This is a genomic window from Azospirillum formosense (assembly GCF_040500525.1).
Classification (GTDB): Bacteria; Pseudomonadota; Alphaproteobacteria; order Azospirillales; family Azospirillaceae; genus Azospirillum; species Azospirillum formosense_A.
The window spans coordinates 2,573,381-2,599,303 of the sequence record NZ_CP159402.1 but is presented as its reverse complement, the minus strand read 5'-3'; the positions used below and the strand labels follow the sequence as shown (position 1 = coordinate 2,599,303).

The window sequence follows — 25,923 nt, the reverse complement described above, 5'->3', positions numbered from 1 at the left end:
GTCAGGGACGCAGAAGGCCGATGATGTCCTTCACGCCGTTCAGGTTCGCCTCGGCGATGGCCGCCGCGCGCTCGCCGCCCCGGCGCAGCAGGCGGTCGATCTCCGCCTTGTCGTCCAGAAGCTCCTTCATGCGGGTGGTCATCGGGGCCAGCTTGGCGACCGACAGATCGACCAGCGCCGCCTTGAAGCCGGAGAACTGGGCGCCGGCGAACTGCTGCACCGTCTGCTCGCGCGTCTGGCTGGACAGGGCGGCGTAGATGGTCACGAGGTTGTCGGCCTCCGGACGCTTCTCCAGGTCGGCCACATTGTCCGGCAGCGGCTCCGGGTCGGTCTTGGCCTTGCGGATCTTCGTCGCGATGGTGTCGGCGTCGTCGGTCATGTTGATGCGCGAATATTCGGACTCGTCCGACTTGCTCATCTTCTTGGTGCCGTCGCGCAGGGACATCACGCGCGTCGCCTCGCCCAGGATCTGCGGCTCGGGCAGCGGGAAATACTCGGTGTCGTAGCGGCGGTTGAAGGCGCCGGCGATGTCGCGGGCCAGCTCAAGATGCTGCTTCTGGTCCTCGCCCACCGGGACGTGGGTTGCCTTGTAGAGCAGGATGTCGGCGGCCATCAGCACCGGGTAGGAGTAGAGGCCGAGGTTCGCCATGTCCTTCTGCTTGCCGGCCTTCTCCTTGAACTGCGTCATGCGGTTCAGCCAGCCGAGCGGCGTGTGGCAGGAGAGGATCCAGGCCAGCTCCGAATGGGCCGGGACGAAGGACTGGTTGAAGAGGATGTTCTTCTCCGGGTCGATGCCGGCGGCGATGTAGGCCGCGGTGACCTCGCGGATGTTGTTGCGCAGGACTTCCGCGTCCTGGTCGATGGTCAGCGCGTGCAGGTCGACGACGCAGAAGACGCACTCGTAGCTGTTCTGCAGTTCGACCCAGTTGCGCAGCGCCCCCAGATAGTTGCCGAGGTGAAGCTGCCGGGTCGGCTGCATGCCGGAGAAGATGCGGTTCACGGGAGGACTCTCGCTCGAAACTTCTGGAAGGCGGCTGTTATCGCGCCGGAACCGGGCGGGGTCAAGACACGGGCGGCTCCAATTCCGGAGTGCTCTTGCGCAGGAAGCCCTTCAGGTCGGCCAGATCGGTGGCCCCGGTCAGCTGCGCCAGCGTCCCGAAGACCGCAACGCCGCCGCCGACCAGCAGGGCCAGCGCGCCGAAGCGGACCAGGGTTGACGCCGCCTCCAGCCAGGGCGCCAACAGCGACGCGCCGGCCAGCAGCGCCGCCCCCATGCCCAGCGCCGCCGCGGCGATGCGCGGCGCGCGGCCGAGGAAGCGCTCGTCCAGGTGCAGGAATCCCCGGCGGCGCAGCGCGCCGGCCAGCAGGGCGAGGTTCAGCCAGGCGGTCAGCCCGGTCGCCAGCGCGATCCCGACATGCTCCAGCACCGGCATCAGCGCGACGCCCAGCGCCAGATTGGCGGCGGTTACCACCACGGCGACGCGCACCGGCGTCGCCGTGTCCTGACGGGCGAAGAAGGCGGCGTTCAGCGCCTTGACGATGACATGGGCGGGGATGCCGATGGCGTAGGCGGCCAGCGCCCAGGCCGTCGCCTGCGCCTCCGCCGGGCCGAAGGCGCCGCGCTCGAACAGCACCGAGACGATGGGCGCCCCGGCCACCCCCAGCGCCACCGCCGCCGGCAGGCCGAGCAGCAGGCTGAACTCCAGGGCGCGGCTGAGATAGTGGCGGACCATCCGCTCGTCCCCCGCCGCGGCGTAACGGGCCAGCACGGGCAGCAGCGCGGTGCCGATGGCGATGCCGATGACGCCCAGCGGCATCTGGTTCAGCCGGTCGGCGTAATAGAGGAAGGACACCGCGCCCGACGGCAGCAGCGAGGCCAGGACGACGTTCAGGAACAGGTTGATCTGCATGACCCCGGCGCCGATGGCCCCCGGCCCGACCAGCCGGAACAGGCGCCGCATCCCCTCGGTCATCCGCGGCAGGCTCAGGCGCAGCGTCACCCCCGCCACCCGGCAGGCCCAGCCCATCCAGACCAGCTGCACCACGCCCGACAGGGTCACCGCCGCGGCCATCGCCCGGCCCGGCTCCAGCCCCAGCCGCGGCGCGGTCAGCAAGGCGGCGATCAGCGTCAGGTTGAAGGCGATGGGGGCGGCGGCGAAGGGGCCGAAACGGTCCAGCGCGTTCAGAATCCCGCCCAGCAGCGCCACCAGCGAAATCAGCGTCAGGTAAGGGAAGGTCAGCCGAGCCATGTCCACGGCCAGCGCGAACTTCGCCGGCTCGTCCACGAAGCCCGGCGCCAGGACGTGCATCAGCGCGGGCATCCCCAGGATGGCGAGCGCGGTGAAGGGCAGCAGAACCGTCAGCAGGATCGCCAGCGCCTGCTCGGCGAAGGTGACCGCGGCGGCGCGGCCGTTGCGCTGCAATTCCGCCGCGAACAGCGGGACGAAGGCGACGCTGAAAGCCCCCTCCGCGAACAGGCGGCGGAAGAAGTTCGGCAGCTTCAGCGCCACGAAGAAGGCGTCGGCCACCGGCCCGGCGCCGAGCACCGCCGCGGTCAGAATGTCGCGGGCGAAGCCGGCCAGCCGGCTCAGCAGGGTCAGGCTGCCGACGGTGGCGATGGCGCGGGCGAAGCTCATCCGCCGACCGTCCCGTTGGGCGCCGATCCCCGCGGCAGCGGCGCCAAGGATCCCGCAAAGGAACCCGCAAAAGTTTGATTATTCTCTACTTTTTGTATCATTGGTCGCCGGTTTGTCCATTGAAGGGGGAAGTCGGCTGGCGCATAATGCCCATCAGGCAGTGTTTGAGGTCGGCAGTGCAACGATGGATCGCTTTTCCGCGGGGGATGGAGGCGCGTCTCGTTCTTCCCGCCGTTGCGGTCGCCGTCGCCATCGCGGCGCTGTGGGGAACGCTGCTGACCCGCATCGACCGCGAGGAACGCTTCCTCGACCAGACGACCCGCCAGCACACGGCGGCGATGGCGCAGCTGGTCGAGGAACAGGCCATCGCCACCTTCCGTCGGCTGGACGATCTGCTGATCGACGTCGCCTCCCATGTCGAAAAGGACATTCCGCTCCTGATTCCCACCCGGCGGTCGTTCGAGGAAGGCCTGGCCGCCTCCATCCGGATTTACGACGCGAACAGCTGGCTGTCCATGGGCTTGGGGCGGACCACCACCCGCGACCCGGTGCTGGAGTGGGAGGAGTTCGCCCGGCACAAGTCCGGCGCCCACCGGAAAGGAAACCAGAAGGGCTTCGTCATCGGCCTGCCCTTCGTCAGCCCCGGCACGACGGACGTGTTCATCCCGGTGTCGCGCCGGCTGGAGGGGACGGACGGGACGTTCCGCGGCGTTGCCGTGATCGACGTCCCGGCGGAGGTTTTCTCGCGCTTCTACGGGCGGTTGGACCTGCCGCAGGGCAGCTCGGTCGCCATCGCCCGCGCGGACGGCCCCCTGCTGGCCCGCCAGGCCTTGCAGGACCAAGTGTTCGGGCGCAGCTTCCGCGGCTCCGGCCTGTGGCCGGAGGCCGGCAGCGGCACCGTCCAGCACCATCGCGTCGTCAGCCCGGTCGACGGGGTGGAGCGCATCTACGCCTTCCGCGCCTCCGCCGACTACCCGCTGATGACGGTGGTCGGGGAGTCGGTGGAGACGGTGTTCGGCGCGTGGCGGCAGAACCGCTTCGTCTCGATCGCCTGGGCCGCCGCCACCACCGCGGTGATCCTGCTGTTCACCACCGCTTTCCTGGTCGAGCTTCAGCGGCGCCGCCATGGCGACCGGGCGCTGCGCATCCGCAACCGGGCCATGGAATGGAGCGGCGACGGCATCCTGATCGCCGACGCCACCCGGCCCGGCGTGCCGGTGGTCTACACCAACCCCGCCTTCTCCCGGCTGATGGGGATCGGCCCGGGCGCCGCCGACGGGCGCGCCGCGCGCGAGGTGCTGGCCGGCCTGATGGAGGACGAGACGGGGCTGTGCCCGCTGTGCGACGGGGCCGAGAACGCCGGCGACATCAGCGTGGAGTTCCGGCGCCCTGGGATCGGCTTGGGCGCCGGTTCGGGCGCCGGTTCGGGCGCCGGTGCGGAGGGCGATGCGCCGGAGGTCTGGCTGGAGCTGCGCGCCTCGCCGGTGCGCGGTCCCGGCGGGAGGCTGGTCAGCGTGATCGCCACCGTCCGCGACATCACCGAGCACAAGACCGCCCAGGCCGCTCTGGCCGAGGCGCGGCGGGAGGCCGACCGCGCCAACATCGGCAAGTCGAAGTTCCTGGCGGCGGCCAGCCACGATCTGCGCCAGCCCGTGCAGTCGCTGATGCTGCTGATGGAGGCGCTGTCCGCCCGCGCCACCGATCCCGCCATGCGCAAGATCCTGACCACCATGGACCGCGCGCTGGGCGCGCTGAAGATGCTGCTCGACGGGCTGCTGGACGTGTCGCGGCTGGAGGCCGGGGCGGTGGAGCCGAAGCGCACGGTCTTCCCGGTGGCCGAGCTGCTCGACCGCGTCGCCGCCAACAGCCGTCCGGTGGCGGTGCGCAAGGGTCTGCTGCTGCACATTATGCCCTGCAGCGCCCATGTGGACAGCGACCCGATGCTGCTCGGCCGCATCCTGCAGAACTTCGTGGAGAACGCGCTGCGCTACACCAACCGCGGGCGCATCCTGGTCGGCTGCCGGCGGCGTGGCGCGGCGCTGCGGATCGAGGTGTGGGACACCGGCATCGGCATCCCCACCGACCGGCAGGAGGACATCTTCCACGAGTTCGTCCAGGTCGGGAACGCCAGCCGCGACCGCGACCAGGGGCTCGGGCTCGGCCTCGCCGTGGTGCGCCGGCTGGCCGGCATGCTGGACCATCCGGTCAGCCTGCGCTCCGAACCGGGGCGGGGGTCGGTCTTCCGGGTGGAGGTGCCGCTCGCCGATCCCCCCGCCCCGGCCGGGACGCTGCGGGGGGACGTTCCCGTGACCGCCCGCATGCGGGCCGGCGCCCGCGTGCTGGTGGTCGAGGACGACCCCATCGTGCGCGAGGGGCTGTGCGCGATGATCCGGCAATGGGGCCACGAGGCGTTTCCCGCCGCCAGCTTCGGCGAGGCGGTGGAGGCGCTGCGCCGCCATCCCGATCCGGACGTGATCGTCGCCGATTACCGGCTGGGCGAGGGGCACACCGGAACCGAGACCATCCGCGAGGTGCGCCGGCGGTCGAAGCGCCTGATCCCCGGCATCCTGGTGACCGGCGACACCGCCCCCCAACGTCTGGCCGAGGCCGAGTCCGGCAAGTTCAGCATCCTGCACAAGCCCGTCCTGGCCGGCGATCTGCGCCGGGCCATCGCCCTGGCGCTGGCCCCGGCACCCGCCGGATCGACCCCACCGGCGCCGCGCGAACTGGTCGACTGAACCGGCCTTTTCCGCCTCGACGCCGTGTCATGCGCCGGGCGTGCGGCTGCCCGTGCCTGTTTGCCCATTGCGCCGGACCCGCCGCTTTGCTTGTTTGCCTGTTTCGGAGGCAGCGTCCGCGGTCTCCGACCCGAAAGCGTTCGATAAAAAGAACCTGTTCCCGGAGAGAGGAATCCACCCATGATCCGTGCGAAGCTGGCTGTGACCGCCGCCGTCGTCGCCCTGGGGGCCGGCCTGTGGGCCGGGGCCGCCCAGGCCGACATCACCATCGCGCTGGCCGGCCCGATGACCGGCGCCGCCGCCGCCTATGGCGAGCAGACCCGCGCCGGCGTCGAGGCCGCCGTGGCCGACATCAACGCCAAGGGCGGGCTGCTCGGCCAGAAGCTGGTCCTGACCATCGCCGACGACGCCTGCGACGCCAAGCAGGCGGTGGCCGCCGCCAACAAGCTGGTGAGCCAGAACGTCGCCGCGGTGATCGGCCATGTCTGCTCCGGCGCCTCCATCGCCGCCTCCAACGTCTACGGCGAGGAGGGGATCGTGATGATCTCCCCCACCGCGACCAGCCCGCAGCTCACCGACCGCGGCCTGAAGAACGTCTTCCGCGTCTGCGGCCGCGACGACCAGCAGGGCGAAGTGGCGGCCAAGCTGATCGCCGACCGCTACAAGGGCAAGAAGGTCGCCATCGTCCACGACAAGCAGGCCTACGGCCAGGGCCTCGCCGACGACGTGAAGCGCCGCCTGAACGCCGCCGGCATCACCGAGGCCGCCTTCACCAGCATCACCGCCGGCGAGAAGGACTATTCCGCGCTCATCACCCGGCTGAAGTCGGACGGCGTGGACGTGCTCTATTACGGCGGCTACGACCAGGAGCTAGGCCTGATCGCCCGTCAGGCGGCGGACCAGCAGTTCCGCCCGCAGATCATCGGCGCCGACGGCATCCAGCCGCAGTCCTACTGGAACATCGCCGGCGACACGGCGGAAGGCACGCTGTTCACCTTCTCGCCCGACCCGCAGCGCAACCCCGCCGCCAAGCCGGTGGTCGAGGCTCTGCAGGCCAAGAACATCCGCACCGACGGCTTCACCCTGTTCGCCTACGCCGCGGTGCAGACCTACGCCGAGGCCGTGCAGAAGGCCAACAGCGCCAAGCCCGACGCGGTGGCGAAGGCCCTGCGCGCCGGTCCGTCCTTCGACACGGTGGTCGGCTCGCTGTCCTTCGACGACAAGGGCGACCTGAAGCAGCCGGGCTACGTGTTCTGGGCCTGGAAGAACGGCGAGAAGGTCCAGATGGACTGAGTCCATCCGGCCTGCTCGCGGCAGAAAGGAAGGCGGGGCCGTCGCGCCCCGCCTTTTTTCTGCCCGCCTTCTTTCCCGCCTCCTGATTCCGCGTCCGCCCGATTCCCGGAAGGTCGGCGATTGCCAAGGGGCGGTGCGAACCTTTTCCCTGTTGCCGTGTTTGCGCAGTGGTAACCACACACCGCCAACCAACACCGCCATTGGGCAGGGAGGCCGCGATGCATCGCCACGCCGGACGCCGTTCGCGCACTCGCAGGACCGCCGGGATCATCCTGGGCGCCGGCCTTCTCGGGCTCGGCGCCTGCGCCTCGCTGGGGCCGCCGCGCACCGCGGAGCCCGCGCCCGGAGCGGTGGAGGCGCTGAACGCCATGGTGACCGGGCCGTGCAACCGCCCCGCCGCCTCGGTCCTGGCCGGTGAAGGGATTCCGGTGGGGCAGTTCCGGTCCGCCATCTACAGCGAGGCCCGCACCGGGCCGAGCGCGCGGGTGTCGCAGTACGAATTGTGGCTCTACCCGCGCGACAAGGCCGGCGTCTTCATCGTCAAGATGGACGAGAGCTGCCGCCCCATGCAGATCTACACGCGGGAAGGCGGCAACGTGCAGGCTTTCAAGGCGGGATAGGCAAGGCGGGGCAGACAGGGCGGGGCAGGCAGGGCGGGGTTGGGCGGCGCTTCGGCCGTTGGGATTCTGGCAATCGCCGACTCCGATTCCGGAGCCGGGTGGGTTGGCAATCGCCGACGTGCCCGCCGCCGACGTGCCCGCCGCCGATCTACCCGCGCGCGGCGGGGAGGATCTTGCGCTCCGGAATCGGCGGGGGCGACGGGTAGAGCAGCACCCCGGTGTCGGAGAACTCCACCCGCGCCGCCTCGTAGACGGCCAGCGCCAGATCCAGCGCCACGCGGAACTCCGGCTTGAAGTGCTTCAGCTCCTTGTAGCCGCCGCCGAACTGGGTGAAGAGCGCCTTCCAGGTCACCGGAATCGGGTCGCGCAGGACGTGCAGCCGGTAGGCCAGCCAGACATAGACGTCGATCGCCATCGAGCAGCCGCCGATGTGGCGGATCGCCGGCTCCCAGATCGGCACGGGGGAGCGCTTCAGCGCGGCGAAGAAGGTTTCCGACAGCTGCACCGTCTCGCGCCACAGCGTGCCCTGGCCGTCGTCGTCGCGCAGGCGGATGCCGCCGTTGACGATGTTCTCCTTGGCGAAGCCCTCGGCCCCGTCCTTGTCCCAGAAGAAGGTCAGGCGGCACAGGTTGATGCGGGTCGCCTGCTCCTGCACCGCCTTGTAGGTGGAGCCGCCCGCCGAGACGCCCATGCGGTCGAGCCAGTCGTTCATCGAGCGGCCAAGTTCGATCTCGCGGCTGTTGTCCTGGATGGCGCGGGTCTGGAGATAGAGCAGGATCAGCCGCGCCTTGGCGCCGTAGGGGACGCCGACCGGCATCAGGCTGCCGTCGCGCTTGCGCTCCTTGCCCGGCTCGACCAGCAGGGTGACGCGGCCCTGGTCGCGGCGCCATTCGGCGTCCGGCGCCAGCTTCCGGTGGGGCAGGCTGGTCAGGCAGAAACCGGAATAGGTGATGCCCAGCGCGTTGGACTCGTCCTCCAGCACCGCCGCCGCAACATCGACGACGCTGGCCCGCTTCGGGTCCACGAGGTTCCGCGCCTCGCGCCGGCCATGCGTCATGATGAGTTGGTGCACGTCGCCCATAGGTCCCCCCGTCCATTCTGCCTGCAGTCGAACATGCACCGCCGGGAGAGTCCATTTGGCGATCGCCGACGAGGCTAATTGAGACCTAATTGCTGGAGTCTATTTGCTAGGTCGGCGATTGCCTGGGGACGACTCGGGGGTGCGTCGGCGATTGCCAGAAGACTCGTCGGCGTTCGCCAAGGGACCTTGTGGGAATCGTCGGAGACTCGGCCCAGACTTAAGGCGACTCGGGCATTGGTCGGCGATTGCCAGGCGGGGTGGGGCGGGCGAGTCGCGACTCGGGATTTCATGGGGTGGTCTTGCCGATGTCTGGCCGATCCCTGGGCCGGTGGTCGGCGATTGCCAAGGCGCGGCGGCGAACTGGTTTGGCAATCGCCGACTCCTCCCTCTCCCGCCCCGGAGAGGGAGGTTGGAACGGTCGGCGATTGCCAAGGCGACTCCCCTCAGGCCGGGCACCCCTGCCTTGCGGCACCCTGGGGGCACGAAACGCCAGCGCGGCTGTTTACGCTTGGCCCCTGCAGCGATGGGGGCGTGCTTTGGGAGATCCGCGAGATGAGCGACGAGGATTTCACGGACCGCGTGCTGGACGGCGTGAACGGGCTGGACGGAACCGCCCGCCGCAAGGCCGTCGCCCTGGGCGCGGAGGTGCCGGCCTTGCGCGACGGGCTCCAGGTGCCCAGCTCGCGCATGGTGCTGATGCCGGCTCTGGGGGCGTTGTGGGCCGCCGGGATGGGCATGGAGAGGCCGGGATGGTCGCGCCTTGCCCGGCAAGGGCTGCTCGCCATCGCGCTGGGGACGGTGGCCGGCAAGGGGATCAAGCGCGTCGTCTGCCGCGCCCGTCCCAACGAGGGCCGCGACCCCAGCCGCTGGGGCAAGGCGGACGGCAAGCACGCCTCCTTCCCCTCCGGCCACGCCATCAACGTGTCGGCGCTGACCATGGCGGTCGGGCTGAACCGCGGGCTCTCCCCGGAAACCATGGTCGCACTGGGCTTCGCCGCGGCGGTGGGCTGGTCGAGCCTCGCCACCGAACGGCACTGGGCGTCCGACTACGCCGCCGGCATGGCGACCGGCGTCCTGGCCGGTCTGGCCGCCAAGGCGCTCGACGGCTGGGCGGAGGACAAGCTGCCCTGAGGCCCGGCTTTTATGCGGACGGATCGGCGAGCGCGTGCAGCAGCCGCTCGCGGATCTGGGCCAGCTTGCTCTCGTGGGTGACCTTCAGGCCGAAGACGTCCTTCACATAGAAGACGTCGATGGCCTTCTCGCCATAGGTCGAGATCTTCGCCGACGAAATCTGCAGCGTCAGGTTGGTCAGCGCGCGGGTCAGGTCGTAGAGCAGGCCGGGGCGGTCGCGCCCGTTGACCTCGATCACCGTGTGGGTGGTCGAGGCGTTGTTGTCGATCAGCACCCGCGGCGGCACGTGGAAGACGCGCGTGCGGCTGGCGTGCGGGGCCTTGCGCTTGGTCAGGTCGTGCAGCGGCTTCAACTGGCCGGACAGCACCTTCTCGATCATCACCGACAGCTTGGCGAGCTTGTCGCCGCTCTCGAAGGCGCCGCCGCCCGCCGCGTCCTGCACGGTGAAGACGTCCAGCGCCATGCCGTTGGTCATGGTGAAGATGCGGGCGTCGACGATGTCAGCCCCCGCCGCCGCCAGGGCCCCGGCGAGACGGGAGAACAGGCCGTGGTGGTCGGTAGCGAAGATCGTCACCTCGGTGATCGCCCGGCCGCGGTCGATGCGCGTGTTGACGGTCAGCGGCCGCTCGTCGCGCAGCGCCTCGCGGACCAGCCGCGCCTGCCGGCCCAGCGTCTCGGCGTCGAAGGCCAGCCAGTAGGCGGGGTAGCCGAGCGCGAGGTGCCGGTCGAAATCGGCGTCGTCGAAGTCGGACAGCTCGGCCCGCAGCGCCGCCTGGGCGGCCTGGATGCGGCGCCCGCGCCCTTCGACCGACAGGCCGCCGGACATCACCTCCTCCGAGCGGTTGTACAGCTCGCGCAGCAGCGTGGCCTTCCAGTTGTTCCAGCGCTGCGGCCCGACCGCCCGGATGTCCGCCACCGTCAGCACCAGCAGCAGGCGCAGCCGCTCCGGCGACTGGACGAGCGAGACGAAGTCGCGCACCGTCTTGTCGTCCTCCAGGTCGCGCTTGAAGGCGGTGTAGGACATGGCGAGGTGCCAGCGCACCAGCCAGGCGACCGTCTCCGTCTCCTCCGCCGTCAGGCCGAGCCGCGGGCACAGCTTCTCCGCCACCCGCGCGCCGAGGATGGAATGGTCGCCGCCGCGGCCCTTGGCGATGTCGTGCAGCAGCACGGCGACGTAGAGCGCGCGCCGCGACACCACCTTGTGGATCACCTCCGACGACAGCGGCAGCTCGTCGGTCAGTTCGCCCGTCTCGATCTTGTGCAGGATGCCGAGAGCGAACAGCGTGTGCTCGTCCACCGTGTAGACATGGTACATGTCGTACTGCATCTGCGCGACCACCCGGCCGAAGTCGGGGATGAAGCGGGCCAGCACCCCGGCCTCGTTCATGCGGCGCAGCGTGATCTCAGGGTCCTTGCGGCCGGTCAGGATCTCCAGGAACAGCCGGTTGGCCTCCGGGTCGGCGCGCAGCTTCGGCCCGACCACCGACAGCGAGCGCGTGATGGCGCGCAGCGCGTTGGGGTGGATGTCGATGTCGTTCTGCTGGGCGGTGTGGAACAGCCGGATCATGTCCAGCGGCTCGTCCTTGAACTGGCGGTCGTTGCGCACGTTCAGCCGTTCGCCGTCCACCACGAAGCCGTCCACGTCCTTGCGGCGGGCCAGCGCCGCCAGCCGCAGGATGTTGAACTTGGGCGGGCGCTTCGATTCCGCCTCCAGCGCCGCGCAGAAGATGCGGGTCAGGTCGCCCACGTCCTTGGCGACCAGGAAGTAATGCTTCATGAAGCGTTCCACGCCCTTGGTCCCGGCGTGGTCGGTGTAGCCCATGCGGTTGCCGATCGACGTCTGCACGTCGAAGGTCAGCCGGTCCTCCATGCGCCCGGTCAGGTAGTGCAGGTGGCAGCGCGCGGTCCACAGGAAGTTCTGCGCCTTGGCGAAGCGCTGCGCCTCCTCCGGCAGAAGCACCTTCTTGCCGACCAAATCGTCGACGTCCTCCACGCGGTACAGGTACTTGGCGATCCAGAAGAGGGTCTGCAGGTCGCGCAGGCCGCCCTTGCCGTCCTTCAGGTTGGGTTCCAGCACGTAGCGGCTGTCGCCCAGCTTCTGGTGGCGGTTGTCGCGCTCGGCCAGCTTGGCCTCGACGAATTCCGGCCCGGTACCGGCCACCACCTCGCGGTCGTAGCGGCGGCGGAGTTCGGTGAAGAGCTTGCGCGGACCCCAGAGGTAGCGGGCCTCCAGGATGGCCGTGCGGATGGTGACGTCGGCCTTGGACTGGCGGATGCAGTCGTCGACGCTGCGCACCGCGTGGCCGACCTTCAGCCCGAGGTCCCACAGGATGTAGAGCATGTACTCCACCACCTGCTCCACCCGCGGGGTGCGCTTGTAGGGCAGCAGGAACAGCAGGTCGATGTCGGAGAAGGGCGCCAGCTCGCCCCGGCCGTAGCCGCCGGTGGCGACGATGTCGAACACCTCGCCGGAGGTCGGGTTGGGCGAGGGGAAGATGTGGGTGACCGTGAGGTCGGCCAGCGAGCGCACCACCCCGTCGGCGAGGTAGCAGTTCTGCCGCACGCAGTCCTCGCCCGATCCCTTGGCCTCGAAGCGGGCGCGCACCTCCGCCCGCCCGTCGTTCAGCGCGCCGCGCAGCCGGGCGATCAGGGCGGGGCGCAGCTTGTCGCCGGTCCCATGCTGCGCCACCAGCGTCTCCAGGTCCTCCGCCAGCTTGCGCCGGGACAGGATCGCGCGCTTGTTGGGAATGTTGGCGGTGCCGGCGTCCTTGGCGTCGGACGCGTCGGCTGAGGCGGCGCGGGTGGAGAGCATCGGCAAAACGTGAGCCTTCCCAGGGATGCGAGGGGTGCGACGGACCGTGCGGCGTACCGACTATAACGGGAAAGACGATAATTCGCACGCGGCACACCAAAAGAGGCTGCCGTCTGTTTCCTGCATGATCCCATTCGGAGCGCCGCAGGGACGGCAGTGCCATGGCGGCTGTGCTGTGACGGTTGTGCTGTGACGGCCGTCACTGACGCGCTCCAGTCCAAAGAGGTAAGGAGTCGTTCCGTGAGACACGCGCGAGGGAGACCCTTGATGATCCCGAACCCCGGAACGGCACGGCGGGAGCTGGCGAACCTCGGCAACGCCCTGACCCTGGCGGAGCGCGGCCTGCCGCGCCACACCCCGGCCGAGCTGATGGCCTGGCTGGTGCACGCCCTGGCGCTGTGCCCCGGCTCCATCGGCGACGCGCTCCTGTTCGAGATCTGCGGCACCACCACCGACGCCAAGGCGTCCGACGCCGTCAAGATCGCCCAGATCCGCAAGGGCTGGGCCGCGGTGGTGCGGGCGCAGTTCCGCCTGCGCGGGCTGACCGTGGTCGGCGGCGGAGGCGACTGGCGCGCCTGCGCCGCCTGACGGCCGGCCGGTCCTTCCCCGCCTACTCCTCGCGCACCGACAGGTGGATGTTGGCGCCGCCGTTTCCTTCGAGAATCTCGGCGGCCTCCACCTCGTCCTCCACCTCGGCGGTGCGCACCCACAGGATGACGCCGCCGGCCTCCAGCGCGCGGCCGAATTCGTCGGTGTCGGGGTGGCTGGTCAGCTCGTCCAGGTAATCCTTGATGGCGACGCCGCCCAGGCCGGCGGCGACGAGGGCGGCCAGCGGCGCGGCGATGGGGCCGCCGACGATGGCGAGAAGCCCGGCGGTGGTCAGGGGGAAGGCGTATTTCAGCTCGCCCACCAGCCCGGTCAGCGCCTCGTCCGACGGGGCCTGCGGGCGCTGGTCGGCGGCCTCCAGCGAGGTGTGGCTGGCCAGCACCGACAGGTCGTCGCGGTCGAAGCCGGCGTCGAGAAGGGCGGCCACGGCCTTGTCGAACGCCGCGCGGGTCTTGAACAGGGCGACGACCTCGCGCACCTCCCGGACGGTGTCCTGGCCGGCCGTGGTCCGGCCATCAGTGTTGTCGGGCGCTTGCGTCACAGCGGTCTCCTTCGGCTTCGGCTTGCTCGTTCTACGGGCATGGAACAGTCTAACGAAGCGGTCATCGCGGCACCAGCGCGGGCGTGCTAGGGTGCGGTCCCGACCTTGCCCGTCACAACGCAACCGGTTGAAGACCCGTGTCCGACGCGCCCGCCGCCATTTCGCCCGCCGCCATCCCCCCCGATGCCACCCCGATGATGGCGCAGTATCTGGAGATCAAGCAGGCCCATCCCGACTGCCTCCTGTTCTACCGGATGGGCGATTTCTACGAGATGTTCTTCGAGGACGCCGTAAACGCCGCCCGGACGCTGGACATCGCGCTGACCAAGCGCGGCCAGCATCTGGGCGAGGACATCCCGATGTGCGGCGTCCCGGTCCACAGCCATGAATCCTACCTGCAGCGCCTGATCCGCCAGGGCTTCCGCGTCGCCATCTGCGAGCAGATGGAGGACCCGGCGGAGGCCAAGAAGCGCGGCAGCAAGTCGGTGGTGAAGCGCGGCGTCATCCGCATCGTCACCCCCGGCACGCTGACCGAGGACAGCCTGCTCGACTCCCGCGCCTCCAACTGGCTGGCCGCGGTGGCGGAAGCGGCGGGCGGCCTTGGGCTGGCCTGGCTGGAGCTGTCCACCGGCGAGCTGGTCGTGCAGCCGGTGGAGCGCGCCGGCCTTGGCGCCGCGCTCGGCCGCCTCGACCCGCAGGAGGTGCTGGTCTCCGAGAAGCTGTGCCAGAGCCCCGACCTCTACGAGCTGTGGGGCGAGTGGAAGTCGCGCCTGACCGTGCAGCCGACCCCGCGCTTCGACAGCGAGAACGGGCGGCAGCGGCTGCTCACCCTCTACGGCGTCGGCACGCTGGACGCCTACGGCCAGTTCTCCCGCGCCGAGGTGGCGGCGGCCGGTGCGCTGGTCGCCTATGTGGAGCTGACGCAGAAGGGCCGCGTGCCGCGCCTGTCGCCGCCGCGCCGGCTCGGCCCCGGCGCCGTCATGGAGATCGACGCGGCGACCCGCCGCAACCTGGAGCTGACCCGCACCCTGACCGGCGACCGGCGCGGCAGCCTGCTCGCCACCATCGACCGCACGGTGACCGGGGCGGGGGCGCGCCTGCTCGCCGCCCAGCTCTCGGCGCCGCTGACCAACCCCGCGGCCATCGCCAAGCGGCTGGACATGGTCGAGTTCGCGCTGAACGAGGAGCGGCTGCGCGGCGACCTGCGCGAGGCGCTGCGCCGCTGCCCGGACCTGGAGCGCGCGCTGTCCCGCCTGACGCTGGGGCGCGGCGGCCCGCGCGACCTCGCGGCCGTGCGCGACGGTCTGGCCCAGGCCTCGGCCATCCGCCTGCTGCTGAACGGCCATCCCGGCGGCCCGCTGCCCGACGGGTTGGGCGCCGTGGCCAAGGGGCTGGGCGAGCACAGCGAGCTGGTCCAGCAATTGACCCAGGCGCTGGCGCCGGAGCTGCCGCTGCTCGCCCGCGACGGCGGCTTCATCGCGCGCGACTACTCCTACGCGCTGGACGAGCTGGTGACGCTGCGCGACGAGAGCCGGCGGCTGATCGCCGGGCTTCAGGTCAAATACGCCGGCATCGCCGGGGTGCCGGCGTTGAAGATCAAGCACAACAACGTGCTCGGCTATCACATCGAGGTGACGGCGACCCACGCGGACAAGCTGATGTCCGAGAAGGGGCGCGAGGTCTTCATGCACCGCCAGACCATGGCGAACGCCGTGCGCTTCGGCACGGTCGAGCTGTCGGACCTGGAGCGCCGCATCTCCGAGGCCGCCGACAAGGCGCTGGCCGTGGAGCTGGAGCTGTTCAACGACCTCGTGGAGGAGGTGACCAGCCGCGCCGAGGCCATCGCCCAGGCGGCCCACGCGCTGGCCGCTCTGGATGTCGCCGCCTCGCTGGCCGAGCTGGCGGCGGAGCGGCGCTACCGCCGGCCGGTGGTGGACGGCAGCCTCGCCTTTTCGATCAAGGGCGGGCGGCACCCGGTGGTGGAGGCGGTGCTCGACGCCGCCAACGCCGGGCCGTTCGTGGCCAACGACTGCGACCTCGCCCCGGACAACCGGCTGTGGCTGCTGACCGGCCCGAACATGGCCGGTAAATCGACCTTCCTGCGCCAGAACGCGCTGATCGCCGTGCTGGCGCAGATGGGCAGCTTCGTGCCGGCGGAGAGCGCCCACATCGGCGTGGTGGACCGGCTCTACAGCCGCGTGGGCGCGGCCGACGATCTGGCGCGCGGCCGCTCCACCTTCATGGTGGAGATGGTGGAGACCGCGGCCATCCTGAACCAGTCCGGCGACCGCGCCCTGGTCATCCTGGACGAGATCGGGCGCGGCACCGCGACCTTCGACGGCCTGTCCATCGCCTGGGCCTGCGTGGAGCACCTGCACGACGTCAACCGCTGCCGCGCGCTGTTCGCCACCCACTACCACGAGCTGACCATGCTGGCCGGCAAGCTGCCGGGCCTGTCCTGCCACACCATGCGCATCAAGGAATGGCAGGGCGACGTCGTCTTCCTGCACGAGGTGACGGCGGGAGCGGCGGACCGCAGCTACGGCATCCATGTGGCGAAGCTGGCCGGGCTGCCCGGCGCCGTGGTCGGCCGCGCCGAGGAGGTGCTGACCATCCTGGAATCGGGCGACCAGAACGCGGCCATCCACCGCTTGGCCGAGGACCTGCCGCTGTTCAGCGCCGCCCTGAAGCGCCCGCCGCCGGCCCCCGCGGTGTCGGCGCCCGCCGCCCCGCCGGAACCGTCGCGGGTGGAGGAGGCGCTGGCGTCCATCGACCCGGACAGCCTGACGCCGCGTCAGGCGCTCGACGAGTTGTACCGGTTGCGGGGTCTGCTCTCATAAACGGGAATATTTGCGAAGATATACACGCCGTTGTATGAAAGCCCGCCGCCGCAGCGTTCCGTCCCATGGGGAAGGGGCGTTGTCATCCAAGCGGCGGGAAGGGGGTGTGTTTATTGACCCCTGGTAAGGTGCTGGTGATCTGCACGGTCATTCAGACGGTCGTCGCGATCCTCGCGCTGCTCGTCGCCGTGCTGTGACTCCAGACGACGGAGGGGCGGCGCTGCAACGCCGCCCCTCTTTTCGTGTGCACGCCGTTCCGGCCATCGGCCTTTCCGAACGCGCGGTACCGGAGGTGTCGTCTATTGACCACTGGTGCGAGAATTATAGCGCCGAACCACAGCCGCCGCAATCCCATCCCATGGGCGCTACGCCCGCTCTACGGCATCCTCGTCCAGCGGGGCGCCGCGGTCGTGGATGGGGGTGACATGACGTTGGGCGATAGGGCGTTGGTCGATGGGGCGGTGCGCGTGGCGCAGCTTCTCCTCCACCGCCTCGTTCACGAACTGGTCGAGCGAGCGGCCCTCCCGTTCGGCGGCCTTCGACGCTTCGGATTCCAGCGACTTGTGCAGATGAACCATTCGGTGCCTCCCCCCAACGCGGAACGGGATCTGTCGAAAGCTACAGATGGGAAGCCCGCACCAGCCCTGCGAGCGACCTATCCGGAAGCGCCGTCCCCCTTGGCCCTGTCCGGCGGCACGGTCGCGGGCGGCAGGAGCGGCTTGGCGTGCAGCGCGCGGGCGGCGACGGCCATCGGGTCCTCGCCCGGTGCGCAGGGGTGGGTGGCGGCCAGCAGGGCCTCGGGCACGCTGGCGGCGATGTAGTCGGCCACCGTCTCGTGCACCGGGATGATCATGGCGATGCGGGTCAGGTCCACCACCTTGCGCACCTGCCCGGAGGCGCAGAGCAGGGACAGGGCCTTGCCCGCCGACAGGGCCTCGCCGTTCATCACCAGCAGCAGGCCGATGCCGGCGCTGTCGATGAACTCCAGCCCGGTCAGGTCGAGGAGGTAACGGCGCTCCGTCCCGTTCTTCACGTCGGCGATGGCCTGCCGCACCGGGCCGGCGTCCTGGCTGGTGAAGCGCCCGGTGAGCACCAGACGGGCGAAGTGCCGCTCCTGTTCCTTGCGATACTGCACGGCCCGCATCCCTTTCCGACGTCCGGCGGCCATGATCCGGTCCGGGCCTTCGCCGGGCAAGCGGGCGGCGGCATCGGGTCCTGCGCGATGTTGACGCAGGGCGGCCCCGTTTTATCACAGCTCCTTGTCCCTTGACGGCGCACCGCTGCGGTCCTACAAGCGGGGGTACGTGGTGATTTGGTCGACCGGCTTGCGGGCCACGTAAAACAACCCGCTAAAAAGGTCCGAGCCGCGTCCGCGCCTCGACCCGATCGGTCGGGGCGTTTTTTGTTTTGCCGGTCTGCCCCGCCGGCGGACAGAGGAGACAAAGCGGCCATGGCGCGCACCGATCATCGCAATCCGAACGTCGCGGGGCTTCGCCCGCGCTCCCGTCTGGTCCATGGCGGCGTCCGCCGCTCGTCCTTCGACGAGACCTGCGAGGCGCTCTATCAGACCTCCGGCTTCGTCTACGGCTCGGCGGAGGAGGCGGAGAGCGCCTTCGTCAACGATGGCTCCCGCCACGTCTATTCGCGCTTCCGCAACCCGACCACGGCGATGTTCGAGGACCGGCTGTGCGAGTATGAGGGGGCGGCCTGGGCCTACGCCACGACCAGCGGCATGGCCGCGGTTCATGGCGCCCTGTGGTCGAACCTGCGCACCGGCGACCGCATCGTGGCGCCGCGCTCGCTGTTCATCTCCTGCTACTGGGTGATCAAGGAGCTGTCGGCCCGCTTCGGGGTCGAGGCGGTCTTCGTCGACGGCACCGACCTGTCCCAGTGGGAAGAGGCGCTGGCCAAGCCGACCAAGGTCGTCTTCCTGGAGACGCCCAGCAACCCGGGGCTGGAGGTCGTCGACCTGCGCGCCGTCAGCGCCCTCGCCCACAAGGCCGGGGCCAAGGTGGTGGTCGACAACGCCTTCGCCACGCCGGTGCTGCAGCGCCCGTTCGAGATGGGGGCCGACGTTGTCGTCTATTCGGCGACCAAGCACATCGACGGCCAAGGCCGCTGTCTGGGCGGCATCATCCTGACCAGCGACAAGCAGTACGGGTCGGAGGTGATCCACCCCTATCTGCGCCACACCGGCCCGACCATCTCGCCCTTCAACGCCTGGCTTCTGCTGAAGGGGCTGGAGACGCTGGAGCTGCGCGTGTCGGCGCAGAGCGCGTCGGCCCTGACGGTGGCGGAGTTCCTGGAAGGCCACGCGAAGGTGGAGCGGGTGCTCTATCCGGGCCTGGCCAGCCACCCGCAGCACGATCTCTGCCGCAGCCAGATGACCGGCGGCGGCACCATGCTGTCGATCTTCCTGAAGGGCGGCAAGGAGGAGGCCTTCCGCGCCCTGAACGACCTGCGGATGGTGATGATCTCCAACAACCTGGGCGATTCCAAGAGCCTGATCACCCACCCCGACACCACCACCCACTCCAAGCTGACGGTCGAGGAGAAGGCGGCGGCGAACATCCGTCCCAACCTGCTCCGCCTGTCCGTCGGGCTGGAGGACGCCCAGGACATCGTTGAAGATCTCGACCGGGCGCTCGCTTCCCTGTAAAGACTGGACCCGGAACCAAATGCTGCAGTGCAGCGTTGGCGTCCGGGTCACAGTTTTTTCGGCTTGGCCGGGGCTTCCGCTCCGGTCGGGTCCTTTGGTGAGGTGGAGCGAATGGCGAGACGCAAGGCCGGCAACGGCGAACCGACGCAACGCCTTCTGACGGTGGCGGGCGATCTGACCCGGACCGGCGTCAAGACGGGCGAGATGGGGGTGGCGGCGGCCCAGACGATCGGCTACCGCACCGCGATGATGGCGGCGGCCATGAACAATCCCATAGACCTCGCCAACCCGGAGTTCGTCCGCATGGGCTCCGAAAAGGTGGAGGCGATGGTCGAGGCCACCCACGCCGTCGCCAAGGGCATCGGCGAGATGCAGCAGGCCTGGATGACCCTCATGCAGGGCCAGCTCCAGGCCGCCATGGTGATGGTGACCGGCCTCGGCCAGTGCCGCAACCCCGCCGACCTGATGGAACTGCAGCGCCGCACCGTCACCGAGACGGTCGAGGCCGGCATCCACGCCGCGCTCTACATGGTCGAGTCGGCCACCGCCCTGACCCAGGCCGGCATGACCCCCGCCTACCGCACCGTCCGCGCCAACGCCCGCCGTCTGGCGAAGCTGCACGGATAAGTCCGCGGTTCACCGCAAGGACACGAAGGCGCGAAGGCCGTCACACGGCCTTCGCGCCTTCGTTGTCAGAACTCACAGCCCTGAACCCACACTGACCTCACTGGCCCAGCACGTCGAAGCTGGACGGGGCGGGATCGATCACGCGGGGTCCGCCGGGGGTGACCTCCAGGACGGCCAGACCGCGCTCCACGACGCCGTCCGCGCGCAGGCGGAAGATGCCGTCCATGCCTTCGAAGCCGTTGGGGTTGTTCAGCGCCGCGCGGTCGAAGCGGCCCGCCGCGTCGGGCATCTTGGCCAGCACCGCGGCGATGGCCGTGGCGTCGTAGGACAGGGTGGCGATGCGCGGCGGCTTGCGCCCATAGGTCCTCTCGAAGCGCGCCTCGAAGTCGGCGCGGCTCTGCGGGGCCGGGGCGGCGAACCAGGCGCCGGCCAGGGCGGGTTCCTGGCCCAGGCCGGGCTCGTCCCACAGGCCGGTGCCGAGCAGCTTGACCTGCTGGGTGTTCAGCCCGTTGGCGGACAGCGCCGACGCCAGACCCTGGGCGCGCGGCCCGCCTTCGGCCAGCATGACCGCCTGTGGCTGCACGCCGGCCTGGGTCACCTGCCGCGCCGGCTGGGCGAGGTCGGTCACCGCCGGGTCGTAGCGCTCGACCTGCGCCACCTGCCCGCCGAACTGGCGCGAGGCCGTCTGCACGGCGTTGACCACGGCGTCGCCGTAGGCGGTGCGCGGGACCAGCGCGACGTAGCGCGTCGCACCGCGCGAGCGGGCGAAGCCGATCACCCGGGTCACCTGATCGGCGGGCACGAAGCCCAGCACATAGGTGCCGTTGCCGGCCTGCGTCCAGTCGTTGGTGAAGGCCAGCACGTCCACGCCCGCGGACTGGGCGACCGGCTTCACCGCCGCCACATCGGCGGCGAACAGCGGGCCGAGGATCAGGCTCGCCCCCTCGGCGATCGCCTGCCGCGCCGCGTCAGCGGCGCCGGAGGGCGTGCCCTTGGTGTCGCGGGGCAGCAGCTCGAAGCGGTCGCCGGCCAGATCGAACAGCGCCATCTGCGCCGACTCCAGCATGGCCTGCCCGATGGCGGCGCTGGACCCGGACAGCGGCAGCAGGATCGCCACCTTCAAGCTCTGCGGGGCGGCCGGAACGGCGGCGACGGGCGCTTGCGGCGCTTGAGTCGGCGGCGCCGGGGCCTTTACAGTCGAGCAGGCCGAAAGCGCGCCGGCAACCAACAGGGCGGCGGCAGCCCGCTGCCCCCAAGCGCGCGAGAAAGGTGTCGTCAAGCGTGCCACCAACGATCTCCACATCCGGTCCGGCGCCCGAGCCCGTTTCCGGGCCCGGCGTCTCTGGTGACGCTGAAGGTAGCGAGCCGAGGGCCGCAAGTAAACTCGGCGCCGGCCTTTATGTGGTCGCCACCCCCATCGGCAACGCCGCCGACATCACGCTGCGCGCGCTCGACACGCTGCGCCGCGCCGACGCCATCGCCTGCGAGGACACGCGGGTGACGGCGAAGCTGATGGGCATCCATGGCATCCACACGCCCTTCGTCTCCTATCATGAACACAACGCGGCGAAGATGCGTCCGGTCCTGATCGGCCGCATGAAAGCGGGCGAGTCCATCGCGCTGGTCACCGACGCCGGCACGCCGCTGGTCTCCGACCCCGGCTACAAGCTGGTGCGCGAGTGCGTGGCGGAGGGGGTGGCGGTCACCACGCTGCCCGGCGCCTCCGCCCCGCTGGCGGCGCTGGTGCTGTCCGGCCTGCCCACCGACCGCTTCCTGTTCGCCGGCTTCCTGCCGAACAAGAGCAGCGCCCGGCGCGCCGCCGCGGGTGAGCTGAAGGGCGTTCCGGCCACGCTGGTCTTCTTCGAATCGCCGCAGCGCCTGCCCGAGTCGCTGGCCGATCTCGCCGACATCCTCGGCGCGCGGGAGGCCGCCGTGGCGCGGGAACTGACCAAGCTCTACGAGGAGGTGCGGCGCGGCACCCTGCCGGAGCTGGCCGCCCACTACGCCGAGGCCGGCCCGCCGAAGGGCGAGGTCGTGCTGGTCATCGGCCCGCCCGGCGCGGAGGACACCCCGACCGAGGCCGACGTGGACGCCCTGCTGCGCGAGGCGCTGACCCGCCTGTCGGTCCGCGACGCCGCCGCCGACGTGGCCGCCCGCACCGGCCAGAACAAGCGGACCGTCTACGCCCGCGCGCTGGAACTGGCGCGGGAGGGGAAACCATGAGCGCGCCGGGCGCGCTGCGCCGCCGGGCCGAGAATTACGGCCGCTACGCCGAACAGCTCTGCCGGCTGGCGCTCCGGCTGAAAGGTTACCGCATCCTGGAAAGCCGCCTGCGCACACCCATGGGAGAGATCGACATCGTGGCCCGGCGGGGCGACACTCTGGCGATCGTCGAGGTCAAGGCCCGCGGCGACTGGGACACCGCGAACGAGGCGGTCAACGCCCGCCAGCGGGGGCGCCTCGCCCGCGCCGCCCACGCCTATCTGGGGGCCAACCCGCGGTATGCCGGCTATGTCTTGCGCTTCGACGTCATGCTCGTTACCCCTTGGTCCTGGCCGCGCCACGTCCCGGACGCGTGGCGGGCCTGACGCGAAGGCTGAAGAAGAAGGAAGGACGCCGCCCGTGACCAGCCGCGCCGAGGCCCGTGACATCCTGCGCCGCGTGGGGCAGCAGCCGGACGAGCAGATCGATCTGGCCGAAGCCGCCCTGGCGCTGGGCGCGCTGGAGGTGCCGGGCGCCGCGCTGGCCGACTACCGCCGTCACCTCGCCGACATCGCCCACGATCTGGCGGAGCGCGTCTCGCCCACCCTCGACGGGCTGGAGGCCCGCATCTCCTGGCTGCACGAGGTGATCGTGGAGCGGCACGGCTACGCCGGCGATCACGAGACCTACGACGATTTGCAGAACGCCAACCTGCTCCGCGTCATCGACCGCCGCCGCGGCCTGCCGGTGGCGCTGGGCATCCTGTACCTGCACGCGGCCCGCTCGCAGGGCTGGACGATGCTGGGGCTGAACTTCCCCGGCCATTTCCTGGTGCGGCTGGAGGCCGACGGCGCCCGCGCCATCCTCGACCCCTTCAACGAGGGGCAGGTGCGCACCGCCGTGGACCTGCGCGACCTGCTGAAGGCCACCGCCGGCAGCGCCGCGGAGCTGGAGCCCGGCCATTACCAGACGGTGTCCAACCGCGAGATCCTGCTGCGGCTCCAGAACAACATCAAGCTGCGCCACCTGACCGCCCGCGACGTGCCGCGCGCGCTGGAGGTGCTGGAGGCGATGCGGCTGTTCGCCCCGGCCGAGGCGTCGCTGTGGCGGGAGACCGGCCTTCTGGAGGCCCACAACGGCAACCTCGCCGCCGCCATCGCCGCGCTGGAGAGCTTCCTGGAGTTGACCGCCAGCGAACGGCACCGCCATCAGGTCGCAGCGCTGATCCAGCAGCTCAAGAACCAACTGAACTGACCCCATTTCAAAAGCCCGTTTCGGAGACCCGCAGGATGAGCCTCGCCGTCGCCTTCCAGATGGACCCCATCGAGTCCATCAACATCGACACCGACTCGAGCTTCATGATGGCGCTTGAGGCGCAGAAGCGCGGGCACACGCTCTACCACTACCACCCGCGCGACCTCAGCCTGACCGGCAACGTCCTGACCGCCCGCGTCCGCGAGATGACCGTGGTCCGCCAGAAGGGCGCACACTACACGCTGGGCGAGCCGCGGATCGTCGACCTGTCGACCATGGACGTGGTGCTGATGCGCCAGGACCCGCCCTTCGACATGGCTTACATCACCGCCACCCACATGCTGGAGCACATCCAGCCCAAGGTGCTGGTGCTCAACGACCCGGCGGAGGTGCGCAACGCGCCGGAAAAGCTGTTCGTCACCCATTTCCCCGACCTGATGCCGCCGACGCTGATCACCAGCGACAAGCAGGCCGTCCTCGACTTCCGGGCGCAGCACAAGGACATCATCGTCAAGCCGCTGTTCGGCAACGGCGGGGCCGGCGTCTTCCACCTGAAGCCGGACGACGAAAACCTGGGCTCGCTGCTGGAGCTGTTCACCCAGCTCTACCGCGAGCCGGTGATCGTGCAGAAGTACCTGCCGGAGATCCGCCAGGGCGACAAGCGCATCATCCTGATCGACGGCGAGCCCGCCGGCGCGGTCAGCCGCATGCCCCAGGAGGGCGAGGCCCGGGCCAACTTCCACGCCGGCGGCAGCGCCAAGAAGACGGAGCTGACCCCGCGCGAGCAGGAGATCTGCAAGGCCATCGGCCCGGTGCTGCGCGCGAAGGGTCTGGTCTTCGTCGGGATCGACGTGATCGGCGACTACATGACCGAGATCAACGTGACCTCGCCCACCGGCATCCAGGAGATCAACCGGCTCGACGGGTCGGCGCTGGAGGCCACCCTGTGGGACGCCATCGAGCGCCGCCACCGGGAAAACAAGGGCGAGAACAAGGGGGCCTGAGGGCCGAAGCCCCCACCACCCTTCCGCCGGCCGGTCAGTCCGTGAAGTAGCCGGGCTGTCCAAGGTCGGCGAGGAGGCCGGCCTCGCGCGGCTCCCACCCCAGCAGGGCGCGGGTGTGGGCGCTGGAGGTCGGGCAATCGATGCCGGCGAAGAAGGCGAACCACCCGAAATGGGCGGCCTCCTCCTCGGGCGTCTTCGACACCACGGGCAGGCCCAGCCGCGCGCCGATGGCCTCGGCAATGTGGCGCAGCGGCACGCCCTCCTCGGCGATGGCGTGGAACGGGCCGCCCAGGGCGCCGGCCTCCAGGGCCAGCCGGTACAGCCGCGCCGCATCGCGGCGGTGCACCGCCGGCCAACGGTTCCCGCCGTCGCCGACATAGGCCGAGACTCCGGTCCGGCGGGCGATGTCGTGCAGGATGCGCGCGAAGCCGTGGTCACCGACGCCGTGGGTCGAGGGCGGCAGACGCACGACGCCGACCCGGACGCCGCGGGCGGCCAGCTCCTCGGCAGCGAGTTCGGTGCGGCGGGGCAGGGCGTCGGACGGCGGCCGGTGCGGATCGCTCTCCACCGCCACCGGCCCGCGCGCGGCCACGACCGCGCCGGCCGTCACCAGCAGGGGGCGGTCGCTGCCCTCCAGCGCCTCGCCCATCGCCAGGATCGCCCGATGGTCCTCCCGGCAGTTGTCGGCGAAGCGCGAAAAGTCATGGTTGAAGGCGGTGTGGATCACGCCGTCGGCCGTGGAGGCGCCGGCGCGCAGGCTTTCAGGATTGTCGAGGGAGCCGCGGTGGACCTCCGCGCCAGCCCTGGCAAGGGCCGCCGCCGCCGCGTCGGAGCGGGCAAGGCCGAGAACCCGGTGTCCATTGGCGAGCAGGTCCTGGACGATGGCCGAGCCGACGAAGCCGGTGGCGCCGGTGACGAAGACACGCATGGGGAAACCTCTTCCGGTGATGGTGGAGGCCACTGTCCGGCGGGAGCTTATCCTGGTAAAGTCGTGACGTTATCGGGGTATAATGACCAACAGGACGGGCCGGCGCGCCATGACGGAGAACGGTTCCGCGCGACACCGCTCCGGCGAGAGCCGGCTGGGCGCCTACCTGAAGGACCGCCGGGCGAAGCTCGATCCCGCGGCCTTCGGCTTTTCGGCGGAGCGTCGGCGCACCCGTGGCCTGCGCCGCGAGGAGGTCGCCCAGCGCGCGAACATCAGCACCACCTGGTACACCTGGCTGGAGCAGGGGCGCGGCGGAGCGCCGTCCGCCGACGTGCTGGAGCGCATCGCCCGCGCCCTGATGCTCACCGACGCCGAGCGCGAGCATCTTTTCATCCTCGGCCTCAACCGCTTGCCGACGCTGCGCCATCCGGTGGGGGAGGCGGTCACGCCGCGCCTGCAGCGCGTGCTGGACGCGCTGAACCCCAGCCCCGCCCTGGTCAAGACGCCGACCTGGGACGTCGTCGCCTGGAACCGCGCCGCAGCGGCGGTGCTGACCGATTACGGCGCCCTGCCGGCGGCCCGGCGCAACATTCTGCGGCTCATCTTCTGCGACCCGCGCGTGCGGGCCGCCCAGTTCGATTGGGAGGGCGTGGCGCGCTTCGTCGTCGGCGCCTTCCGCGCCGACGCGGCGCGCGCCGGTGCCGACGACGCGGTGAAAGCCCTGGTCGAGGATCTGTCGCGCCAGAGTCCGGAATTCGCCGCCCTGTGGACCGCGAACGACGTGAGCCATTTCGGGGAGGGAATCAAGCGCCTGCGCCATCCCACGCTGGGAACCCTGGAGCTGGAATATTCGGCCTTCGCCGTGGACGGGCGCCCGGACCTGACGATGCTCGTCTACAACCCGGCGTCTCCGGAGGACGCCGAGCGGGTGCGGGCGCTGCTGGGCTGACC

General features: G+C 70.4%; 22 protein-coding genes and 1 riboswitch. Of the genes, 13 read left to right on the top strand and 9 right to left on the bottom strand.

Features of this window, described 5'->3' with window-relative positions; genetic code table 11:
• Window position 1: 1 nt before the first annotated feature.
• Window positions 2-1,000, bottom strand: a complete 999-nt coding sequence (trpS, locus tag ABVN73_RS12395) for a tryptophan--tRNA ligase (RefSeq protein ID WP_353858245.1) — start codon at window positions 998-1,000, stop codon at window positions 2-4.
• 61 nt (window positions 1,001-1,061) lie between these two features.
• Window positions 1,062-2,636 carry a murein biosynthesis integral membrane protein MurJ gene (murJ, locus tag ABVN73_RS12390; RefSeq protein ID WP_353858244.1) on the bottom strand — a complete coding sequence of 525 codons (1,575 nt, stop codon included), beginning with the start codon at window positions 2,634-2,636 and terminating at the stop codon, window positions 1,062-1,064.
• A gap of 206 nt (window positions 2,637-2,842) precedes the next feature.
• Here murJ and ABVN73_RS12385 point away from each other — a divergent pair, with 206 nt between their 5' ends.
• From ABVN73_RS12385 to ABVN73_RS12375, 3 genes are all read left to right on the top strand, one after another.
• Window positions 2,843-5,374 (top strand): ATP-binding protein, encoded by a 2,532-nt coding sequence (locus ABVN73_RS12385; RefSeq protein WP_353858243.1) that lies wholly within the window; start codon window positions 2,843-2,845, stop codon window positions 5,372-5,374.
• Window positions 5,375-5,554: 180 nt separating this feature from the next.
• Entirely contained in the window at window positions 5,555-6,667 is a 1,113-nt protein-coding gene (locus ABVN73_RS12380) for an ABC transporter substrate-binding protein (protein WP_353858242.1), read from the top strand.
• A 218-nt stretch (window positions 6,668-6,885) separates the two neighbouring features.
• Window positions 6,886-7,287 (top strand): hypothetical protein, encoded by a 402-nt coding sequence (locus tag ABVN73_RS12375; RefSeq protein ID WP_353858241.1) that lies wholly within the window; start codon window positions 6,886-6,888, stop codon window positions 7,285-7,287.
• 148 nt (window positions 7,288-7,435) lie between these two features.
• On the opposite strand, the gene ABVN73_RS12370 is transcribed toward ABVN73_RS12375, so the two are convergent.
• Window positions 7,436-8,368, bottom strand: a complete 933-nt coding sequence (locus tag ABVN73_RS12370; RefSeq protein WP_014238998.1) for a replication protein RepA — start codon at window positions 8,366-8,368, stop codon at window positions 7,436-7,438.
• A gap of 552 nt (window positions 8,369-8,920) precedes the next feature.
• On the opposite strand from ABVN73_RS12370, the gene ABVN73_RS12365 reads away from it, so the two are divergent.
• Window positions 8,921-9,499 (top strand): phosphatase PAP2 family protein, encoded by a 579-nt coding sequence (locus ABVN73_RS12365; protein ID WP_353858240.1) that lies wholly within the window; start codon window positions 8,921-8,923, stop codon window positions 9,497-9,499.
• Between the two features lie 10 nt (window positions 9,500-9,509).
• Here the strand turns inward: ABVN73_RS12365 and ABVN73_RS12360 are convergent, their stop codons facing one another.
• Window positions 9,510-12,311 carry a [protein-PII] uridylyltransferase gene (locus ABVN73_RS12360; protein WP_353858239.1) on the bottom strand — a complete coding sequence of 934 codons (2,802 nt, stop codon included), beginning with the start codon at window positions 12,309-12,311 and terminating at the stop codon, window positions 9,510-9,512.
• Window positions 12,312-12,578: 267 nt separating this feature from the next.
• Between ABVN73_RS12360 and ABVN73_RS12355 the strand changes: the two genes are divergently transcribed.
• Window positions 12,579-12,899, top strand: coding sequence for a hypothetical protein (locus ABVN73_RS12355; protein ID WP_353858238.1), 321 nt, complete (start codon window positions 12,579-12,581; stop codon window positions 12,897-12,899).
• Window positions 12,900-12,921: 22 nt separating this feature from the next.
• On the opposite strand, the gene ABVN73_RS12350 is transcribed toward ABVN73_RS12355, so the two are convergent.
• Entirely contained in the window at window positions 12,922-13,458 is a 537-nt protein-coding gene (locus ABVN73_RS12350) for a hypothetical protein (protein WP_353858237.1), read from the bottom strand.
• Window positions 13,459-13,652: 194 nt separating this feature from the next.
• On the opposite strand from ABVN73_RS12350, the gene mutS reads away from it, so the two are divergent.
• Window positions 13,653-16,298, top strand: coding sequence for a DNA mismatch repair protein MutS (gene mutS, locus ABVN73_RS12345; RefSeq protein WP_353859481.1), 2,646 nt, complete (start codon window positions 13,653-13,655; stop codon window positions 16,296-16,298).
• A gap of 365 nt (window positions 16,299-16,663) precedes the next feature.
• On the opposite strand, the gene ABVN73_RS12340 is transcribed toward mutS, so the two are convergent.
• Both ABVN73_RS12340 and ABVN73_RS12335 read right to left on the bottom strand, forming a co-directional pair.
• Window positions 16,664-16,876, bottom strand: a complete 213-nt coding sequence (locus ABVN73_RS12340; RefSeq protein ID WP_353858236.1) for a hypothetical protein — start codon at window positions 16,874-16,876, stop codon at window positions 16,664-16,666.
• A gap of 77 nt (window positions 16,877-16,953) precedes the next feature.
• Window positions 16,954-17,433 (bottom strand): STAS domain-containing protein, encoded by a 480-nt coding sequence (locus ABVN73_RS12335; RefSeq protein WP_353858235.1) that lies wholly within the window; start codon window positions 17,431-17,433, stop codon window positions 16,954-16,956.
• A 159-nt stretch (window positions 17,434-17,592) separates the two neighbouring features.
• Window positions 17,593-17,672: riboswitch (SAM riboswitch) on the top strand.
• A 76-nt stretch (window positions 17,673-17,748) separates the two neighbouring features.
• On the opposite strand from ABVN73_RS12335, the gene metZ reads away from it, so the two are divergent.
• Both metZ and ABVN73_RS12325 read left to right on the top strand, forming a co-directional pair.
• The gene (gene metZ, locus ABVN73_RS12330; RefSeq protein ID WP_353858234.1) at window positions 17,749-18,957 is read left to right on the top strand and encodes an O-succinylhomoserine sulfhydrylase; all 1,209 of its coding nucleotides are present in this window, start codon (window positions 17,749-17,751) and stop codon (window positions 18,955-18,957) included.
• 111 nt (window positions 18,958-19,068) lie between these two features.
• Window positions 19,069-19,584: a phasin family protein gene (locus ABVN73_RS12325; protein ID WP_353858233.1), complete on the top strand. Its 516-nt coding sequence runs from the start codon at window positions 19,069-19,071 to the stop codon at window positions 19,582-19,584.
• Window positions 19,585-19,681: 97 nt separating this feature from the next.
• Here ABVN73_RS12325 and ABVN73_RS12320 read toward each other — a convergent pair whose 3' ends face one another.
• Window positions 19,682-20,701: a penicillin-binding protein activator gene (locus ABVN73_RS12320; protein WP_353858232.1), complete on the bottom strand. Its 1,020-nt coding sequence runs from the start codon at window positions 20,699-20,701 to the stop codon at window positions 19,682-19,684.
• Between the two features lie 284 nt (window positions 20,702-20,985).
• On the opposite strand from ABVN73_RS12320, the gene rsmI reads away from it, so the two are divergent.
• Genes rsmI through gshB form a run of 4 tightly spaced genes read left to right on the top strand, consistent with a single transcriptional unit; the run spans window position 20,986 to window position 24,044 of the window.
• The gene (rsmI, locus tag ABVN73_RS12315; protein WP_353858231.1) at window positions 20,986-21,807 is read left to right on the top strand and encodes a 16S rRNA (cytidine(1402)-2'-O)-methyltransferase; all 822 of its coding nucleotides are present in this window, start codon (window positions 20,986-20,988) and stop codon (window positions 21,805-21,807) included.
• Complete coding sequence (locus ABVN73_RS12310) at window positions 21,804-22,172, top strand: YraN family protein (protein WP_014239012.1); 369 nt, start codon at window positions 21,804-21,806, stop codon at window positions 22,170-22,172. The genes rsmI and ABVN73_RS12310 overlap by 4 nt, the downstream gene beginning before the upstream one ends.
• A gap of 34 nt (window positions 22,173-22,206) precedes the next feature.
• Window positions 22,207-23,040 (top strand): transglutaminase-like domain-containing protein, encoded by an 834-nt coding sequence (locus tag ABVN73_RS12305; protein WP_353858230.1) that lies wholly within the window; start codon window positions 22,207-22,209, stop codon window positions 23,038-23,040.
• A 35-nt stretch (window positions 23,041-23,075) separates the two neighbouring features.
• Entirely contained in the window at window positions 23,076-24,044 is a 969-nt protein-coding gene (gene gshB, locus ABVN73_RS12300) for a glutathione synthase (protein ID WP_353858229.1), read from the top strand.
• A gap of 34 nt (window positions 24,045-24,078) precedes the next feature.
• Here gshB and ABVN73_RS12295 read toward each other — a convergent pair whose 3' ends face one another.
• On the bottom strand, window positions 24,079-24,972 hold the full coding sequence (locus ABVN73_RS12295; RefSeq protein ID WP_353858228.1) for an SDR family oxidoreductase: 894 nt from the start codon (window positions 24,970-24,972) through the stop codon (window positions 24,079-24,081).
• 109 nt (window positions 24,973-25,081) lie between these two features.
• Here ABVN73_RS12295 and ABVN73_RS12290 point away from each other — a divergent pair, with 109 nt between their 5' ends.
• Entirely contained in the window at window positions 25,082-25,921 is an 840-nt protein-coding gene (locus ABVN73_RS12290) for a helix-turn-helix transcriptional regulator (RefSeq protein WP_353858227.1), read from the top strand.
• Window positions 25,922-25,923: the final 2 nt, after the last annotated feature.